At 73.7% G+C, this 16,905-nt stretch carries 18 protein-coding genes; 7 read left to right on the top strand and 11 right to left on the bottom strand.

The window, feature by feature from the left end:
* Positions 1-216: 216 nt before the first annotated feature.
* Together OO57_RS34900 and OO57_RS34895 are read right to left on the bottom strand one after the other, a co-directional pair.
* Positions 217-1,209 (bottom strand): SDR family NAD(P)-dependent oxidoreductase, encoded by a 993-nt coding sequence (locus tag OO57_RS34900; RefSeq protein WP_033256803.1) that lies wholly within the window; start codon positions 1,207-1,209, stop codon positions 217-219.
* Positions 1,210-1,358: 149 nt separating this feature from the next.
* On the bottom strand, positions 1,359-1,691 hold the full coding sequence (locus tag OO57_RS34895; RefSeq protein WP_051778648.1) for a hypothetical protein: 333 nt from the start codon (positions 1,689-1,691) through the stop codon (positions 1,359-1,361).
* A 243-nt stretch (positions 1,692-1,934) separates the two neighbouring features.
* On the opposite strand from OO57_RS34895, the gene OO57_RS34890 reads away from it, so the two are divergent.
* On the top strand, positions 1,935-2,615 hold the full coding sequence (locus tag OO57_RS34890; protein WP_051778647.1) for a glycosyl hydrolase family 18 protein: 681 nt from the start codon (positions 1,935-1,937) through the stop codon (positions 2,613-2,615).
* A 9-nt stretch (positions 2,616-2,624) separates the two neighbouring features.
* Here OO57_RS34890 and OO57_RS34885 read toward each other — a convergent pair whose 3' ends face one another.
* The 6 genes from OO57_RS34885 to OO57_RS34860 form a co-directional block, all read right to left on the bottom strand.
* A complete protein-coding gene (locus tag OO57_RS34885) occupies positions 2,625-3,359 on the bottom strand; it encodes a spermidine synthase (RefSeq protein ID WP_234337648.1) in 735 nt (244 codons plus the stop codon).
* Between the two features lie 73 nt (positions 3,360-3,432).
* Complete coding sequence (locus OO57_RS34880; protein WP_033256802.1) at positions 3,433-4,290, bottom strand: amino acid ABC transporter permease; 858 nt, start codon at positions 4,288-4,290, stop codon at positions 3,433-3,435.
* Between the two features lie 30 nt (positions 4,291-4,320).
* The gene (locus tag OO57_RS34875) at positions 4,321-4,965 is read right to left on the bottom strand and encodes an amino acid ABC transporter permease (protein ID WP_033256801.1); all 645 of its coding nucleotides are present in this window, start codon (positions 4,963-4,965) and stop codon (positions 4,321-4,323) included.
* 14 nt (positions 4,966-4,979) lie between these two features.
* Positions 4,980-5,873 carry a glutamate ABC transporter substrate-binding protein gene (locus tag OO57_RS34870; protein ID WP_199811385.1) on the bottom strand — a complete coding sequence of 298 codons (894 nt, stop codon included), beginning with the start codon at positions 5,871-5,873 and terminating at the stop codon, positions 4,980-4,982.
* Positions 5,874-5,887: 14 nt separating this feature from the next.
* Entirely contained in the window at positions 5,888-6,616 is a 729-nt protein-coding gene (locus tag OO57_RS34865) for an amino acid ABC transporter ATP-binding protein (RefSeq protein WP_033256807.1), read from the bottom strand.
* Positions 6,617-6,675: 59 nt separating this feature from the next.
* Positions 6,676-6,924 carry a LapA family protein gene (locus OO57_RS34860; RefSeq protein WP_033256799.1) on the bottom strand — a complete coding sequence of 83 codons (249 nt, stop codon included), beginning with the start codon at positions 6,922-6,924 and terminating at the stop codon, positions 6,676-6,678.
* Here OO57_RS34860 and OO57_RS44375 point away from each other — a divergent pair.
* The gene (locus OO57_RS44375; protein WP_158715333.1) at positions 6,917-7,162 is read left to right on the top strand and encodes a hypothetical protein; all 246 of its coding nucleotides are present in this window, start codon (positions 6,917-6,919) and stop codon (positions 7,160-7,162) included. The genes OO57_RS34860 and OO57_RS44375 overlap by 8 nt on opposite strands.
* 64 nt (positions 7,163-7,226) lie before the next feature.
* Here the strand turns inward: OO57_RS44375 and OO57_RS34855 are convergent, their stop codons facing one another.
* The gene (locus OO57_RS34855; protein WP_033256798.1) at positions 7,227-8,996 is read right to left on the bottom strand and encodes an ABC transporter ATP-binding protein; all 1,770 of its coding nucleotides are present in this window, start codon (positions 8,994-8,996) and stop codon (positions 7,227-7,229) included.
* Positions 8,997-9,141: 145 nt separating this feature from the next.
* The gene (locus OO57_RS34850) at positions 9,142-11,070 is read right to left on the bottom strand and encodes an ABC transporter transmembrane domain-containing protein (RefSeq protein WP_033256797.1); all 1,929 of its coding nucleotides are present in this window, start codon (positions 11,068-11,070) and stop codon (positions 9,142-9,144) included.
* Between the two features lie 414 nt (positions 11,071-11,484).
* On the opposite strand from OO57_RS34850, the gene OO57_RS34845 reads away from it, so the two are divergent.
* On the top strand, positions 11,485-12,360 hold the full coding sequence (locus OO57_RS34845) for an aldo/keto reductase (protein WP_033256796.1): 876 nt from the start codon (positions 11,485-11,487) through the stop codon (positions 12,358-12,360).
* Between the two features lie 198 nt (positions 12,361-12,558).
* Here OO57_RS34845 and OO57_RS46345 read toward each other — a convergent pair whose 3' ends face one another.
* Positions 12,559-13,359 (bottom strand): MarR family winged helix-turn-helix transcriptional regulator, encoded by an 801-nt coding sequence (locus tag OO57_RS46345; protein WP_234337646.1) that lies wholly within the window; start codon positions 13,357-13,359, stop codon positions 12,559-12,561.
* Positions 13,360-13,866: 507 nt separating this feature from the next.
* Here OO57_RS46345 and fabG point away from each other — a divergent pair.
* The 4 genes from fabG to OO57_RS34815 all read left to right on the top strand — a co-directional run bounded on the left by fabG (position 13,867) and on the right by OO57_RS34815 (position 16,799).
* Entirely contained in the window at positions 13,867-14,652 is a 786-nt protein-coding gene (gene fabG / locus OO57_RS34830) for a 3-oxoacyl-ACP reductase FabG (RefSeq protein WP_051778645.1), read from the top strand.
* Between the two features lie 169 nt (positions 14,653-14,821).
* Positions 14,822-15,013, top strand: a complete 192-nt coding sequence (locus OO57_RS34825; protein ID WP_033256795.1) for a hypothetical protein — start codon at positions 14,822-14,824, stop codon at positions 15,011-15,013.
* 494 nt (positions 15,014-15,507) lie between these two features.
* On the top strand, positions 15,508-16,428 hold the full coding sequence (locus OO57_RS47495; protein WP_106974185.1) for a phosphatase PAP2 family protein: 921 nt from the start codon (positions 15,508-15,510) through the stop codon (positions 16,426-16,428).
* Positions 16,429-16,523: 95 nt separating this feature from the next.
* Positions 16,524-16,799 carry a DUF6343 family protein gene (locus OO57_RS34815; protein WP_033256794.1) on the top strand — a complete coding sequence of 92 codons (276 nt, stop codon included), beginning with the start codon at positions 16,524-16,526 and terminating at the stop codon, positions 16,797-16,799.
* Positions 16,800-16,905 lie beyond the last annotated feature (106 nt).

The raw sequence follows: 16,905 nt of genomic DNA, 5'->3' as shown, positions 1-16,905 counted from the left end.
ATGGGCGGTCGTCCGGTCCCCGGCCCCCGCCCCGGCCCCGGCCCCCGCCCCGGCCCCCGCCCCGGCCTGGCCGAGGGCCGGTTCAGCCGCGCCGCCCTCCTGGCCCGACGCCGCGGCCCGGAGCAGCTGCACACCGTCCTCCGCGGACCCGCATCGGTGCCCGGGCTCCCCGGCCAGGTCCCCTGTTCTGCCCCGGACGCCCCCGGGCTCCCGCTCTCACCGGAAGTCCCGGCCCGGATCGACGACGATCGGAGTGGCTCCGGTCGCGGCGACGGAGAGGTCCCAGAGCCGGGCGGCCGCTTCGGGGTCGACGGCGTGCGCGCGGACGCCGCCGTCGTCCATCGGGGTGTCGGGGGCGACGGCGCGGGCGACCTCGCAGTCCTCCAGGTAGAGGCCGCCGCGGCCGTCGAGGAGCGGGGAGGTGGCGGCCCACAGGCCGGTGGCGGCGCCCTGGGAGGGGGTCTTGAAACCGGCGCCGACCACGGTGCCGTGCTCGTCGACCCAGCCGCGGTCGATCTGTTCCCGGCGGGTCATCTCGCGTTGGAGGCCGGTGATGATCCTGCCCGGGTGGAGCGCGAACGCGCGGACCCCGTCGCCCCGTCCGAGCGCGTCGAGGTGCACGGCGAACAGGGCGTTGGCGGTCTTGGACTGCCCGTAGGCCAGCCACTTGTCGTAGCCGGTGCGGAAGTGCGGGTCGTGCCAGCGGATCCCGGTCAGGGCGTGCCCCGCGGAGCTGTTGACGACGACGCGCGCGCCGCCCGCGGCGGCCAGCAGCGGGTAGAGCTCGCAGGCCAGCACGAAGTGCCCGAAGTGGTTGGCGGCAAGCTGCCCCTCCCAGCCGGGCCCCGTCCGCCGCTCGGGGGTGGCCATGACCCCGGCGACGGCCAGCAGCAGGTCGAGCCGGTCGAACCGGTCGCGGATGCGGGCGGCGGCCGAGCGGACGCCGTCGAGGTCGGCCAGGTCCATCGGAACGACCTCGCAGGCCGCCACCTCCCGGAGGACGGCCCGCGCGGCATCGGGTCGGCGGGCGGGGACGACGACCCGGGCCCCGGCGGCGGCCAGGGTCCGGACGGTCTCCAGGCCGAGCCCGGAGTAGCCCCCGGTCACGACGGCGGTCCGGCCGGAGAGGTCGTGGCCGGCCACGACCTCCTCGGCGGTGGTGGCGGCGGAGAAGGGCGAGCCGAGCGGCTGCTGGTCGGTGGAGGTCATGCCGCCGACGCTACGATCTGGAGCGTGCTCCAGATCAAGCCCGGGAGTTGAGCGCGGCACGACGACCGCCGAGCCCCCGCCCGCGGCAGCACCGACGGCCCGCAGCACCCCGTACCCTGCACTCCGTTCCCGGCCCCTCCCGGCCCCGCCTAGCCGGGCCGCACCACGGCCGCCCGCCGGTCGTCGACCTCCTCCGCGAGGACGGCCATCCGGTAGAGCGTGACGAAGTAGCCGGTGGCGTACGTGTCCGCGGCGACGGCGGGCAGCAGGTCGGCGAGGAGGGCGCGGCGCTGGCGCAGGTGTTCGCGGTGGCGGGCGTCGAGCGGGCCGTCGAGGGTGGCGGCGGTGCAGCCCGCGAGGGTGGTGGCCAGGGTGACGAGGGATTCGCCGCCGGGTTCCCGGTCGTACCAGTCCGGGGGGAACCGCAGGGCGCCGAACTCCTCCAGGAGTTGGCCCAGCAGTTCGATCTCACGTTCGAGCATGGCAGTGATCATGCCGCACCGCAGGGCGGTTGGGAACGCGTGTTGCGCACATCACCCCCACCTCTCCCCCGCGATCCGGCGCCCGCCGACGGACGGTCACCGATCCGCCACGGACCGCCCCGCCGCCACTCCTTCGCCGTTCGGACCGTCAATTCCCTTTTCCGATCGGAAACTTCCGCATGGTCCAGACCTATTGCCATCCCATTACCCCATCCCTACCCTCCAATGACACAGGAGCCCCACATGCGCAGACGTCGGTACCGCCTCCCCCTCCTCACCGTCGGCAGCCTGCTCGCCCCGCTGCTGGTGGTCGCCCTCCCCGCCGGGGCGGCGCACGCGGCCGAGCCCACCGCGGTCTTCCACAAGGACCAGGACTGGGACACGGGTTACGGCGGCAGCTACACCATCACCAACGCGGGCAGCACCGCGATCAACGGCTGGACGCTGAGCGCCTTCCTGCCCGCCGACCCGGCGAAGATCGCCGCGGGCATCGACGTCCCGGGCCTGTTCGGGGCGTTCGACTTCGCCACCGTCCAGGGCTACGACTACCACGGCGCCCGGGAGACGACCACCAACCAGCAGTCCGCGCTGAAGGTCGCCGCGGGCGACCCGTCCACCCCGGAGCGGCAGTTCAGCTCGGAGATCGCCATCAACGCGTACCTCGACGGCGGCGCCCCGAAGTCCAGGCCGACCCCGGGCGTGCCGTTCTACGGCCGCGGCTGGACGGGCGTCCCGCGCGGCACCACCAACGGCCTGTTCCAGACCGCGACCGGCCCCGCGCCGGGCAGCTACGAGAACGGCTTCGAGGACTACTACAAGCTCAAGGAGAAGCTGGCGAGCGGCGGTCACACCCTCTACCGGGACCCGGTGGCCGACCACGCCTACATCTACAACGGCACCGTGCTCGCCAACGGCCTGAAGTAGCAGCCAGGTTCAGGCGCGGCGTGCCAGGTGGACCACGTCCGGCACGCCGCGCCCGACCGGGACCTCCTCGGTGCGCACCCCGGTGAACCCGGCCGCCCGCAGCGCCCCTTCGAAGGCGGCGGACGGCTGCGCGCCCCAAACCGCCAGCATCCCGCCGGAGTTGAGCCGGGCGGCGGCGTTCGCCAGCCCGGTCGGCCCGTACAGCCGGTCGTTCTCGGCGCCGACCGTCCAGTCCGGGCCGTTGTCGATGTCGAGGCAGAGCGCGTCGTACCGCTCCCCCTCCTGCGCGAGGTGCGCCACCAGGTCGGTGTGCAGGACCTCCACCCGCGGGTCGTCCAGCGCCCCGGCGGAGAACGCGCCGAGCGGGCCGGTGCGGTGCCAGTCGATGATCGCGGCCTCCCGCTCGACCACCGCGATCCGCGCCCAGCGCGGTTCGGCGGCGGCGTGCGCCAGCGAGAAGCCGACGCCCAGGCCCCCGATCAGCACGCTGGGCCGCTCCACCGCCGCGAGCCCGTCCAGCGCGGCCGCCACCAGCAGCCGTTCGGAGCGGCCGTCGACAGTGTCCATCAGGAAGCAGCCGTTCACGATGACCTCGCAGTGCTCCCCGCGCCGCCGCAGCACCACCTCGCCGCTCGCGCTCTCCCGCCGGTCGAGCACCTCGGCCTCGTCCAGTTCCTGACGGCTGGGCAGCACGGCCTCTGCGGACTCCACGGGCAGCACGACCCCTGCCGACTCCACGGACATGCGGCAACTCCTGGGAAGGTCGACACCGATCGTTGACCCACTGACCCTAACCGACCCGGCCGGTCACCGTCGGCTACCCCTGCGGATCGGGCGTCAGCCCCGCCGGGGCCACCGGCGCACCGCCCTTCACCTTCGGGCTGCGCCGCCCGCGCCGCTCCAGCCACTTGGCGAACCAGGACAGCAGCAGACACATGCCGATGTAGACCGGGGCGATCACCATCACCACCGGGATGAACGGCAGGTCGTAGTCGAGGTTGGTGGCGATCAGCTTCCCGGCGTGCAGGAACTCCTCGTAGGTGATCAGGAACCCGAGCGAGGTGTCCTTCAGCGCCACCACCAGCTGGCTGACGATGGTCGGCAGCATCGCCCGGTTCGCCTGCGGCACCAGCACGTACGCCATCACCTGGGTCTTGCGCAGCCCCAGCGCGTACGCGGCCTCCTTCTGCCCCTTGGGCACCGCGAGCACCCCGGCCCGGAACACTTCGGCCAGCACCGAACCGTTGTACAGCGTCAGCCCGGCGACCAGCGCCCACATCGGCGGGGCCTTGAGCGCCACGAAGATGAAGAAGATCATCACCAGCAGCGGCATCGCCCGGAAGAACTCCACCACCACGGTGCACACCCAGCGCACCGCCCGGTGGTCGGAGAGCCGCCCGGCGGCGAACAGCGCGCCGAACGGGAGGGCGAACAGCACCGTCCAGCCGAAGGCCTTCAGGGTGTTGCCCAGGCCGCGCAGCAGCAGCTCCTGGACGCCCTTGTACTCGAAGGGCATCCACTTCTGGTACGTGAACTGCTGGGTGTGGAACAGCATGTAGACCACCCAGCCGACCACCGCGGCGATCGCCAGCAGCGCCAGCCAGCCGTACAGCCGGTGCCGGGCCAGCGCCTTCGGGCCGGGCACGTCGTACAGCGCGGAGGACTCGACCGTCATCGGAACACCTCCGTCATCGGGGAACCGCCGTCATCGGGACACCGCCACCCGTCGCTCCAGCAGGTTGAACAGGGCGCTGATCGCCAGCGTCAGGACCAGGTACCCCACCGCGATCCAGACGAAGGTCCAGACGATGCCGTAGCCCAGCTCGTTGAGGGTCCGGTAGGTGCCGAGCAGTTCGACCACGCTGAACGAGCCCGCGATCGCGGTGTTCTTCGCCAGTGCGATCATCACGCTGCCGAGCGGGGCCACCACCGCCCGGTACGCCTGCGGCAGGATCACCAGGCCCAGCGTCTGGGTGAACGTCAGCCCCAGGCTGCGGGCCGCCTCGCCCTGCCCGGCGGGCACCGTGTTCACCCCGGAGCGCAGCGTCTCGCAGACGAACGCCGAGGTGTAGCAGCCCAGCGCCAGCACCGCGAAGGTGAAGAACGGCAGCGTGATGTCGAAGCGCGGCAGCCCCAGCACCACGATGAAGAACAGCAGCGTCAGCGGCGTGTTCCGCAGCACCGTCACCCACCCGGTCCCGAACACCCGCAGCGGCTTCACCGGCGACACCCGGAACCCCGCGACCGCCGCCCCGAGCACCAGCGCCAGCGCCGCGCTCACCAGGGTCAGCCACAGCGTGCCGAGGAACCCGTGCCAGTACGTGGACCAGTTGTCGGTCAGGACGTGCACTGTGCTCCTCCCTCCTACCGGTACCGGTCGATGGCCGGCCGCTCGGGCGCGGGCACCCCGGACAGGCCGAGCGTCGCCTCGTACGCCTTCTTCCAGTCGCCGTTCTGCTCGTGCCGCTGCAGCGCGTCGTCCAGCGCCAGCCGCAGCACGGTGTCGTTCTTCGGCACGCCGATGCCGTACGGCTCGGTGGAGAACGGCTGCCCGGCGATCCTCAACTCGTCCGGCACCTTCGCCGCGTAGCCCTGCAGGATCGCGTTGTCGGTGGTCACCGCGTCGACCTGGCCGGTGATCAGGTTGTCCACGCAGGCCGAGTAGGTGTCGTAGCCGATCAGCTTCGCCTGCGGGTAGTCCTTCTGGATCCGCTGGTACGGGGTCGACCCGGCGGCCGAGCAGACCTTCCGCCCCGCCAGGTCCTGCGGGCCGTCGATCCCCGTCTCGTTCTTGCGCACCAGCAGGGACTGCCCGGCGATGAAGTACGGCCCGGCGAAGCCGACCAGCTTCTTGCGGTTGTCGTTGATGGTGTAGGTGCCCACGTAGTAGTCGACCTGCCCGTTCTGCAGCGCCGTCTCGCGGTTGGCGGAGGCGATGGTGCGGAACTCGATCTGCTCGGGGGCGAAGCCCAGGTCGGCGCCGACCATCCTGGCGATCTCGATGTCGAAGCCGGAGTACTCGCCGGTGGCCGGGTTCTTCTGCCCCAGGTACGGCTGGTCCTCCTTGGCGCCGACCACCAGGTGGCCGCGCGACCGGGCCGCGTCCAGGGTCGGCGAGCCGGTGACGGTGTCGCTGCTGCGCACCTGGTAGCTCGGCAGCGCGCTCGCCTGCGGGCCCTTCGGCGGCGGGGTGCCCTCCTTGCCGCAGCCCGCCGTCCCGGCCAGCAGCACGAGCACCAGCGCCCCGACGCGTCTCATCGTTCCCGGCCCCATCAGTGCTTCAGGATCTTGGAGAGGAAGTCCCGGGCGCGCTCGCTGCGCGGGTCCGCGAAGAACTCCTCGGGGACGCGGTCCTCGACGATCCGCCCGTCGGCCATGAACACCACGCGGTTGGCGGCCGAGCGGGCGAAGCCCATCTCGTGGGTGACCACCACCATGGTCATGCCCTCGGCGGCCAGCGCGCGCATGACCTCCAGCACCTCGTTGATCATCTCGGGGTCGAGCGCGGAGGTCGGCTCGTCGAACAGCAGCGCCTTCGGGTCCATCGCCAGCGCCCGGGCGATCGCCACCCGCTGCTGCTGGCCGCCGGACAGCTGCGCCGGGTACTTGGCCGCGTGCGCCGCCAGCCCGACCCGGTCCAGCAGTCGGCGGCCCCTGGCCTCGGCCTCGGCCTTCCCCCGCTTGCGGACCTTGACCTGCGCGAGCGTGACGTTCTGCAGCACCGTCTTGTGCGCGAACAGGTTGAAGGACTGGAACACCATCCCCACCTCGGCGCGCAGCTTCGCCAGCCCCTTGCCCTCCGCGGGCAGCGGCTGCCCCTCGATCAGGATGGTGCCGCTCTCCACCGTCTCCAGCCGGTTGATCGCCCGGCACAGCGTGGACTTGCCCGAACCGGACGGGCCGATCACCACCACGACCTCGCCCCGGCCCACCGTGAGGTCGATGTCCTGCAGCACGTGCAACTGTCCGAAGTGCTTGTTCACCCCGCGCAGTTCGATCAGCGGCTCCCCGACCGGGCGCCCGACCGGACCGCCCGCCGCCGACCCCTGCCCCTCCTCCGTCACCTGTCGCGCCGCCCCTTCAGCAGCCAGCCCAGCGCCGTCCCGGCGAGCAGCGTCGCCAGCAGGGCGATCCACAGCGGGCAGGTGACGGTGAACACCCAGAACTGGATCTTCACCTTTTCCAGGTTGGCGAACAGGAACCAGACCGCCAGCACCACGATGACGCCGATGCCGATGTACCGGGTCGGAATGCCCGCGATCTCGTTGCGCTGGGTGCCCGAGGGAGAACCACCTGATGTCTTGGTCACTCCCGCAGTCTGCGCCCGCTCCACCGACCGGCCCCCTCGCCACCCCGCCGCCGCCGCCCATTCACCCGTCCGCGTCACGCCCGACGGGGCGCCGCACCGCCACCCGCCCCCTCGGCTGCCCGCCGCGGCCGCCCGCCGCGACACCGCTCGACTGACGCCGACCTTCATCCTGATGGACAGTCAACTCCATTTCACAGATGAAAGGTTGAACGTCTTCACCTTCCGGCTGCTCGCCTGACGGTGCCCGGGTGCCGTCCCGACCGCACGCGGCCGGAGCGGCACCCCTTGCGAACCGCCGGAGGTCACCCCTCGTCCCGCCAGGAGCGCCAGAGCGCCGCGTACGGCCCGCCGGAGGCCACCAGGTCCGGGTGGGAGCCGTACTCGGTGATCCGGCCCTGCTCGACCACCGCGATCACGTCGGCGTCGTGCGCGGTGTGCAGCCGGTGCGCGATCGCCACCACGGTGCGCCCGGCCAGCACCCGGGACAGCGAGCGCTCCAGGTGCCGGGCCGCCCGCGGGTCGAGCAGCGAGGTGGCCTCGTCCAGCACCAGGGTGTGCGGGTCGGCCAGCACCAGCCGGGCCAGCGCCAGTTGCTGGGCCTGGGCGGGCGTCAGCGCGGTGCCGCCGGAGCCGACCTCGGTGTCCAGCCCGTCGGGCAGCGCGTCCGCCCACTCCGCGGCGTCGACCGCGACGAGCGCGGCCAGCAGCTCGGTGTCGTCGGCCTCCGCCCGGGCCAGGTGCAGGTTGTCCCGCAGGGTGCCGACGAAGACGTGGTGCTCCTGGTTGACCAGCGCGACCTCGGTGCGCACCCGCTCGGCCGGCATCCGCGACAGCTGCGCCCCGCCGAGCGTGACCCGGCCCCGGCCCGGCGCGTAGATGCCCGCCAGCAGCCGGCCCAGCGTCGACTTGCCCGCCCCCGACGGCCCGACCAGGGCGACCCGGCTGCCCGGCTCGACGTCCAGCGTGATGTCGCGCAGCACGTCCGTCCCTTCGCGGTAGCCGAAGCTGACCTGCTGGGCCTCGACCCGGCGGCCCTCCGGGTGCAGCGCCGCGTCGGTCTCCGGTTCGGCGACCTCGCGGACGCCGACCAGCCGGGCCAGCGAGGTCTGCCCGATCTGCAACTCGTCGTACCAGCGCAGGATCCGGGAGACCGGGTGCACCAGGGCCTGGGCGTACAGCACGCCGGTGGTCAGCCGGCCCGGGCTGACCAGGCCGTGCAGGGCGAACAGGCCGCCCAGCACCAGGGTGCCGAGCACGGCCAGCGCGTAGGTGCCGTCCACGGTGGGGAACCAGACGCTGCGCAGCCACAGGGTGTACCGCTCCCAGGAGATCCACTCGCGGATCTTCCGGTCCGTCAGCTCCACCCGGCGCTCGCCCAGCCGCAGCGCCTCGACCGTCCGCCCGGCGTCGACCGTCTCGGCGAGCACGGTGTTGACCGCCGCGTACCCGGCCGACTCGTTGCGGTAGGACTGCGGGGCCCGCCGGAAGTACCAGCGGGAGGTGAAGAACAGCGGCGGCAGGCCGAGCACGGCGGTGGCGGCCAGCAGCGGGGAGGTCACCACCAGGGCGCCGAGCACCAGCACCACCGAGACCGCGGCGACCACCAGTTCGGGCACCGCGTCGCGCACCGAGCGGGCCAGCCGGTCGATGTCGGTGGTGCCCCGGGAGACCAGGTCGCCCGTCCCGGCCCGCTCCAGCACGCCGAGCGGCAGCGCCACCGAGCGGACCAGGAAGTCCTCCCGCAGGTCGGCCAGCACCTCCTCGCCGAGCACGCTGCCGCGCAGCAGCGACAGCCCGGTGAACACCGACTGCACCACCAGCGCGGCCAGGTACCACCCGATCGCGGCGGCGACCCGCCCGCCGCCCTCGGTGGCCAGCGACTCCACCAACGACCCGAGCACCGCGGGCCCGACCAGCCCCGCCACCGTCGCCGTCCCGTGCAGGGCCACCATCCCCGCCAGCCCGCCGCGGTGACGCCGCAGCAGCATCCGCCCGTAGGCCCGCACGGCCGCGGTGGAACCGACCGGCAGCGTGGTGGCCGGCCCTTGCTCGTGGATCTCCGGGGGCTTCACGGCGCACTCCTTCGGCTACGACTTCGGTTTCGGCGGCTACGACTTCGGCTTCGGCCGTGGTTCGGGGCCGGGTTGGGCTTCGGCTTCGGCTTCGGCCTCGGGCCGGAGATCGGGCCCGGGCCCGGACGGGTGCGCGGGCGCCCGGTCACTCGGCACCCCCCGCCAGCCCCGATCCCGCCAGCCCCGATCCCACCGGGTCCGCGGCCGGGCGGGCCGCCGGGCGGGCCGCCGAACCCGCCCCCGCACCCGCCTCGTTCTCGTCCCGGGTGACGACGGCCCGGTAGCGCGGCTCGTCGGTCATCAGCTCGCGGTGGGTGCCGCTGGCGACGACCCGGCCCTGCTGGAGCAGCAGGACGGTGTCGGCCTGGTCGAGCAGCAGCGGGCTGGTGGCGAGGACCACCGTGGTGCGCCCGGCGCGCAGTTCGCGCAGGCCCGCGGCGATCCGCGACTCGGTGTGGGCGTCGACCGCGCTGGTCGGTTCGTCCAGCACCAGCACCGGCGGGTCCGCCACCAGCGAGCGGGCCAGGGCCAGGCGCTGGCGCTGGCCGCCGGAGAGCGAGCGGCCGCGTTCGGTGATCCGGGCCGCCATCGGGTCTCCGGCGCACTCGGGCGAGCCGTCGACGAGCGCCTCCAGCGCGTCCTGCGCGCGGGCGGCGGCCAGCGCCTCGGCGGGTTCGACCCGGCCGGAGCGGGGGACGTCGAGCAGTTCGGCGAGGGTGCCGGAGAGCAGCACCGGCTCCTTGTCGTGGACCAGCACCGCGGCCCGGGCGACGGCCAGCGGCACCCCGTCCAGTTCGACCCCGCCGAGCCGGGCGGAGGGCCCGGCCGCCACCCCCTCGGCGAGCACGGGCCGCCCGCCGAGCCGGGCCGCCAACTCGCCCGCCGCGTCCGGGTCGCCGCAGACCACGGCGGTCAGGCGGCCGGCCCGGGCGGTCAGCCCGCTGACCGGGTCGTGCAGGTCCGACCGGGGGGCCCGGCGCACCAGCTCCGCCCCGTCGTCGGCAGCGCCCGCCGCGCCCTCCCGCGCAGGACCGTCCGCCTCGCTGCCGTCCGCCGCACTGCCGTCCGCCGGGGCGTCGTCCCTGGTCAGCGTGAGCACCTTGACGGCCCGCCCGGCGGAGACCCGGGCGACGCTCCAGGCGTGCGCGGCCTCGCCGATGACCCGCAGCGGGGCGGCGAGGAAGGCGGTGGAGCCGTAGACGGCGATCAGTTCGCCGACGCCGATCGACCCGTCGAGGGCGAGCCGGGCGCCGTACCAGGTGACGCCGATGACGAACAGGCCGGGCAGCAGCACCTCCTGGGCCTGCATCACCGCCCAGGTGCGGGCGGTGCGGACGGCCGCGGCGCGGACCCGCTGGGAGGCGGACCGGTACCGGCGCAGGAACAGCTCCTCGCCGCCGATGCCGCGCAGCACCCGCAGCCCGGCCACCGTGTCGGCGGCCAGCTCGGAGGCCTTGCCGCCGAGGGCCCGCTGCTCGGCGTACCGCCGTTCGAACGGCCCGAGCAGCGGCCAGACCGCGGCGGCCAGCACCGGCACGCCGAGCAGCACGGCCAGGCCGAGGCCGGGCTGCCGCCACAGCACCACGGTGCTGACGCCGAGCCAGGCCAGCACCGCGCCGTACAGCCGGGCGGTGAGCTCGACGTACCAGCCGATCTTCTCGACGTCCCCGCTGGAGACGGCGACGATCTCGCCGGTGGCGATCCGCCGGCTCAGTCCGCCGCCGAGCGCGGAGGCCTGACGGGCCACCAACTGGCGGACCTGGGAGGCGGCCTGGATCCAGTTCCACACCACCTGACGGTGCAGCAGCACCGTCATCGTGGTCTGCACGACGGCCAGCAGCAGGGCGAGCAGCCCGGCCGTCAGCAGGGCGCGGGTGTCGTGGTCGACGACGGCCTGGACGCCGCGGCCGATCGCGACGGGCAGCGCGGCCATCGAGCCGAGCTCCAGCGTGCTCCACAGCGTGGCGAGCAGTTGGCCGCGGCGCTGGGCGCGGCCCAGCCAGCGCAGGAAGCCGAGCGGGGAGCTGAGGTCGGGGCGGCCCGGGTCGGGCAGCGGCAGGGGGACGAGCGGCATGATCGCTCCGTTGCGGGATGGGACGGGGCAGGGGCGGGGACGGCGGGACGGCCCCGGCCCGCCGGACGCGGCGGAGCACGGCGGGGCGCGTCGGCCGGGCCCGGTGGGGCCCGGTGCGTCGGAGGTGCGCGGCGCGGGTGCGGTCGGCTCGTCACATGCGGCGAGCCTGACCGCCGCGCTGTGACGCACGCAACAGGTTTTCCGGCGGATCGGCCCGTTCCGGCCGCCGGCCCCACCCGCTTTCATCCGTTCCGGGGAACTCCCCCGTCACGGGAATAACCCGGTGCCCCCGGCCGTTGCCACCGCTCCGGAAGCACCACCGAAGCACGGCCGGAAGCGCGACGAGCCGCGACGAGCCGCGACGAGCACCGCGACCACCGGCCGCAGAAGCAGAGACGAAGGGCACCCCTTCCCGTGACCAGCACCCCCGCAGTCCCCCCGGTCCCCACGATCACGCTGAACAACGGCGTGCGGATCCCGCAGCTCGGCTTCGGCGTCTGGCAGGTGCCGGACGCCGAGGCCGTCCCCGCGGTGCGCGCCGCCCTGGAGGCCGGCTACCGCTCGGTCGACACCGCCGAGGTCTACGAGAACGAGGCGGGCACCGGCCGGGCGATCGCCGAGTCCGGCGTCGCCCGCGACGAGCTGTTCGTGACCACCAAGCTGTGGAACTCGGGCACCGTCGACTGGTCCGGCGAGCAGGGCCGCGACCGGGTGCTGCGCACCTTCGACGAGTCGCTCGGCCGCCTCGGCCTGGACGTGCTGGACCTGTACCTGATCCACTGGCCGCGCCCGATGCACGGCAACGCCTTCCTGAACATCTGGCGCGCCTTCGAGCAGCTGCACGCCGAGGGCCGGGTCCGGGCGATCGGCGTCTCCAACTTCCGCGCACCGGACTTGGAGCTGCTGTTGAAGGAGGCCGAGGTGAAGCCGGTCCTCAACCAGATCGAGCTGCACCCGTACTTCCCGCAGGCCGAGCTGCGCGCCCTGCACGCCGAGCACGGCATCGCCACCGAGGCCTGGAGCCCGCTGGGCCAGGGCAAGGACCTGCTGGCCGAGCCGGCCCTGCTGGCGATCGCCGCCAAGCACGGCCGCACGGCGGCCCAGGTGGTGCTGCGCTGGCACCTGCAGTCCGGCGTGATCGCCATCCCGAAGTCGGTCACCCCCGCCCGGATCCGGGAGAACCTGGACGTCACGGGCTTCGAGCTGGACGCCGAGGACCTGGCAGCCGTCGACGGCATCGCCACCGGGCAGCGGATCGGCCCGGACCCGGCCGGTTTCGACTGGAACTGACCCCCGCCCCCGGGCCCGGCCGCGGGCGGCGGGAGTTGACGCTCCGTCAACACCCCGCCGCGGCCGGGCCGGAGGAGCAGAACGGGAAGGGGCCGGCACCCGAGCGGGTGCCGGCCCCTTCCCACGCGCCCGCCGGTGCCGCGTGACCGGTCGGAGCGCGATCGCCGCCCGGACAACGGACGGCGCTTTGCAGAATCGTTACAGCCGGGCCGCCTTGGCGAGCAGCTCCAGCGCCCGCACGTGCTCGTGCGGCTCCAGCGGGGCGAGCAGCGCCTCCTGGACCTCGCGGACCCCGGCGGTGGAGCGGTGCAGCAGCTCCTGGCCGGTCGGGGAGAGCGAGAGCAGGTTGCGGCGCCCGTCCGAGGGGTCGCGGCGGCGCAGCACCAGGCCGCGCCGGACCAGCCGGCTGACCATCTCGGCCATCGTCGCCTTGTCGAGCGAGGCGAGTTCGCCGACGGTGCGCTGGTCGGCGCCCGGTTCGGTCTCCAGCGCGTCGAGCACCGCGTACTGCGGAGCCGTCAGCTCGGTGCCGACCTTCTCCGACCAGAGCTTGGTGTGCACCTGCTGGGCGACCCGGATCAGGTAGCCGATGGCGCGCTGGGCGTCCAGCGTCGGCCGGGCGTCCGTCATCACGGCGACGGCCCCCGGTTCCAGCCGGGCTATCCGCGCCATGATCCGGACGATCTCCAGCTGCTCGTCCGGGCCCAGCGGCTCGAACAGGGTCCGCTGGACCCGGACCACGCCGCCGGTCGCCTCGCGGACGGCCTGAGCGCCGTTCTGCGAGAGCGCCAGCAGCTTGCGCCGGCCGTCGGCCGGGTCCCTGCGGCGGAGGACCAGGCCCCGCCGGACCAGCCGGGCGACCATCTCGGCCATCGTCGCCTTGTCGAGCGAGGCCCGTTCGCCGACCGTGCGCTGGTCGGCTCCGGGTTCCAGCGCCAGTACCAGCAGCACCGCGAACTGCGGAGCCGTCAGCTCGGTACCGACGTATTCGGACCACAAGCGGGTGTGCACCTGCTGGGCCACGCGAATGAGGTGTCCGGGCGACTGCTGCAGTCGGCCGGGCACGCGGGTTGTCGGGATCTCCCCCAGCACCATGAAATCCGTCCCGGTGTCACGCCCGGGTGTGTGTGGGACACCCGAGCGGGGCAGTAACGGCGAGTGAGCATCCCGCTGTGAGAGAGGACGCGTCGGCCGTGCAGCCGGTGGCTGCTGGCGCACACTATACAAACGGTCGGCCTGGACCGGCAGGTAGGGGCGCAGAGTAGTCGCAGGATCGGCGAAGTTGGCATATTTCCCCCGTATGTCGGGACCACGCCCAACCTGGTTCACCCGCTCGGCCGCTTTTCGCCCTCACCCTCTGTCACCTGCGGCGCTGCCCCTGGCCGGAAATCCTACTCGTCGGTAAGGTTGCCGCGCTGCGCCCTGCGCAACTCATTTATTTCTCATCGACGGGTCTCCGGCCCGCGCCGCTCCCGTCGTCCGACTTCGAGAGAGACGAGTACGAAGATGACCGAGCAGAGCACCTCCGTGACCGCCCCCGCTCCGGCGCGGGTGGCCGTGGTGACGGGCGCGGCCCGCGGGATCGGCGCGGCCACCGCGCTCCGGCTGGCCGCGGACGGTTACGCCGTCGCCGTGGTCGACCTGGAGGAGTCCACCGCCAAGGGCACCGCCGAGGCGATCGAGGCCGCGGGCGGCCGCGCGCTGGCCGTCGGCGCGGACGTGTCGGACGCGGAGCAGGTGGAGGCCGCGGTGGAGCGGATCGCCGCCGAGCTCGGCGCCCCCGTGGTGCTGGTGAACAACGCGGGCGTGCTGCGCGACAACCTGCTGTTCAAGATGTCCGAGTCGGACTGGGACACCGTGATGGGCGTGCACCTCAAGGGCGCCTTCCTGATGACCAGGGCGGTGCAGAAGCACATGGTGGCGGCCGGTTTCGGACGGATCGTCAACCTGTCCTCCTCCTCCGCCCAGGGCAACCGCGGCCAGGCCAACTACTCGGCGGCCAAGGCCGGCCTGCAGGGCTTCACCAAGACCCTGGCCATCGAGCTCGGCAAGTTCGGCGTCACCGCCAACGCGGTCGCCCCCGGCTTCATCGCCACCGACATGACCGCGGCCACCGCGGCCCGGGTCGGCATGGAGTTCGAGGCGTTCAAGCAGGCCGCCGCCTCCGCCATCCCGGTCCAGCGGGTCGGCGTGCCGGACGACATCGCGCACACCATCTCCTTCCTGGCCTCCGAGGGCGCGGGCTTCGTCTCCGGCCAGGTCATCTACGTCGCGGGCGGCCCGCTCGACTGACCGCCGCCGGGGCCGTGGCGGCGACACGCCGTCGCCGCGCTCGTGGTGCGCCGCCCCGGGCCCGGGTCCAGACTCGATGGCAGACCTCCCGCCGCCGACCGGGCGGCGGGCGCGCCCCGCCGGAGGGGCCGGCCCGGGCACTCCGGCGCTCCACCCACGGAGGACCTTGATGACCGATCCCACGGACAGCGAGTCCGAGCCGACCCCGGACCACCTGCTGCACACCGGGGCGGAGAACCCCGTCGACCCCGAGGACCTGGTGATGGCCTCGGGGCGCACCCCCACCCCGGAGCTGGTCGAGAAGGCCAGGAAGGACCTGGAGGAACAGGGCGCGGCGGCCGTCGAACGCCTGCTGCCCTGACCGAGCGGGCCCTGACCGAGCGGCCCGGCCGACGACGAGGCCGACGACAAGGCCGCGGACGAGGCGGCCGATTTCCCCCGAGCGCCCCCGGAGCACTCCCGGAAGCACCCCGGAAGCGCTCCGGAAGCGACCCGGAAGTGACCTGGGTCACGGGAAATCGGCCGCCTCATTCGTCCCCGCACCACCCCTCGGGCAATTGGAGAAACCGCCGGAATGCGGCTCGCCGGAGCACCCGGGAGCGTGATTTCCCCCACTCCCCGCCCCCCTTTCCCGCCCCGCCGCCCCCGCCCTGAACTGCCCCTATGGAGAACTGGGGGACGACACGTCACCGGCGGGTGACAGATCCGCGGAATAGCCCGGGTGCTCCTGGGCGGACCGGTAATGTCGAAGCCGTGCCAGCCGATCCCGAATCCCCCGAGCAGCAGATATCGACCACCCCGTGCACGGTTCCGATCCGATCCGGTCACGATTCTTTCACCGGGGCGACCGATTCCGTGCTCCCGTCGATCAGCCGACGGCACGCCCTGCTCTTCGGCCTGGTCGGGCTGCTCTACCTGGTGGTGGTGCTGGCCATCCTGTACGACTCGCCGCTGGTCGACCTGGACTGGTCGCTGCAGCAGCTGCGCCCGTACCGGCAGTGGCCCGGGGCGCTGCCGTACCTGGACATCTGGGTGGTCGCGGGGCAGCGCGGCCCGACCGCGATCGCGGCCTGCCTGTGGCTGGGCTGGCGCTGCTACCGCGCGCACTCGGCGCGGCCGCTGCTGGTGATGGGCATGGCGCTGCTGCTGCTGAACGTCACGGTCGGCGGGGTGAAGATCCTGACCGGTCGGCTGGGGCCGCACTACGCGCACTACGTCGGCTCGCCCGAGCTGTTCTCCGGCGGCAGCATCTTCCCCTCCGGGCACACCGCGAACGCCGTGGTCACCTGGGGCGTGCTGGCGTACCTGGCGACCCGCTGGCGGCGGACGGGCGCCGCGCTGGCCGCGCTCACCGCGGCCTCGATCGGGCTGACCACCGTCTACCTGGGCACCCACTGGATCTCGGACGTGTTCGCGGGCTGGGCGGCGGGCGCGCTGGTGCTGCTCTCGCTGCCGCTGGCCGAGCCGGCCGTCGCCGCGCTGGACCGGCGGGTGCTGGCGGCCTGGCACCGGGAGGGCCGCTTCGCCCGCCCGGTCCCCGCCGCGCCCCGGCCGCGCCCGGCGGCGGCGCCGCGCCCGCCGTGGCCCGCGCGCCCGCTGCCGGCCCGTCCTCAGCCCGCCCAGGCCCGCTCCACGACGCCGTCCCGCACCGTCAGGTTGAGCCGGTCCGAGCGGTACTCCATGGTCAGCAGCGCCTCCGGCGCCAGCACCCGCACGGTGCGCCAGCCCCGCTCGGCGGCCAGCGCCCGGGCCGGCTCCACCGGCAGCCCCGGGTAGTCGCCCAGCCGGTCCTCGTTCCGGTCCTCCATCGTCCCGCCTCCCCGCGCCCGAACAGTCCTAGGCTGGAAAGGGTACGAGGGAGGCGGTTGCGTATGCGGCGGGCCAGGACGCCGAAGGTGTGGCTGAGCGGGACGGAGCCAGCCACCGCGCGCAGCGACCTGAAGCTGCGGTTCCTGCTGTCGGTGCTGTTCCTGCCGTTCTTCGCGCTGTGCACGGCGGGCTTCGCGGTGTGGGCCGCGCTGGCCCCCGCGGACGGCGCGCCGGACAGCGGGACGCTGGTGGTGCTCGCGGTGGGCTGCGGGGTGCTGACCCTGGTGGCGGCGGCGGACCTGTGGGTGGTGGTGCGCCGCCGCCGCACCGAGCTGTGAGCGCGCGCTAGCTGTACTGACCACGGAGGTTGGTGACGGGGTTCACGGTGTGGTGATCTTGAAATGAGTGAGGGCCTTCTGGCTCGGTGTGGATTGCGACATCTGC

Source organism: Kitasatospora phosalacinea (genome assembly GCF_000717185.1).
In the GTDB taxonomy this organism is placed as follows: Bacteria; Actinomycetota; Actinomycetes; order Streptomycetales; family Streptomycetaceae; genus Kitasatospora; species Kitasatospora phosalacinea_A.
This window is presented reverse-complemented; position numbering and strand designations above follow the sequence as displayed.

Excerpts from the sequence above, each read along its gene's own strand:
- OO57_RS34880 (WP_033256802.1), bottom strand. The coding sequence starts at position 4,290 with ATGACGGTCGAGTCCTCCGCGCTGTACGACGTGCCCGGCCCGAAGGCG.
- fabG (WP_051778645.1), top strand. The coding sequence starts at position 13,867 with ATGACCGAGCAGAGCACCTCCGTGACCGCCCCCGCTCCGGCGCGGGTG.
- OO57_RS34890 (WP_051778647.1), top strand. The coding sequence starts at position 1,935 with ATGCGCAGACGTCGGTACCGCCTCCCCCTCCTCACCGTCGGCAGCCTG.
- OO57_RS34870 (WP_199811385.1), bottom strand. The coding sequence starts at position 5,873 with ATGAGACGCGTCGGGGCGCTGGTGCTCGTGCTGCTGGCCGGGACGGCG.
- OO57_RS34895 (WP_051778648.1), bottom strand. The coding sequence starts at position 1,691 with ATGCTCGAACGTGAGATCGAACTGCTGGGCCAACTCCTGGAGGAGTTC.
- OO57_RS34850 (WP_033256797.1), bottom strand. The coding sequence starts at position 11,070 with ATGCCGCTCGTCCCCCTGCCGCTGCCCGACCCGGGCCGCCCCGACCTC.
- OO57_RS34815 (WP_033256794.1), top strand. The coding sequence starts at position 16,524 with ATGCGGCGGGCCAGGACGCCGAAGGTGTGGCTGAGCGGGACGGAGCCA.
- OO57_RS34825 (WP_033256795.1), top strand. The coding sequence starts at position 14,822 with ATGACCGATCCCACGGACAGCGAGTCCGAGCCGACCCCGGACCACCTG.
- OO57_RS34885 (WP_234337648.1), bottom strand. The coding sequence starts at position 3,359 with ATGTCCGTGGAGTCGGCAGGGGTCGTGCTGCCCGTGGAGTCCGCAGAG.
- OO57_RS34900 (WP_033256803.1), bottom strand. The coding sequence starts at position 1,209 with ATGACCTCCACCGACCAGCAGCCGCTCGGCTCGCCCTTCTCCGCCGCC.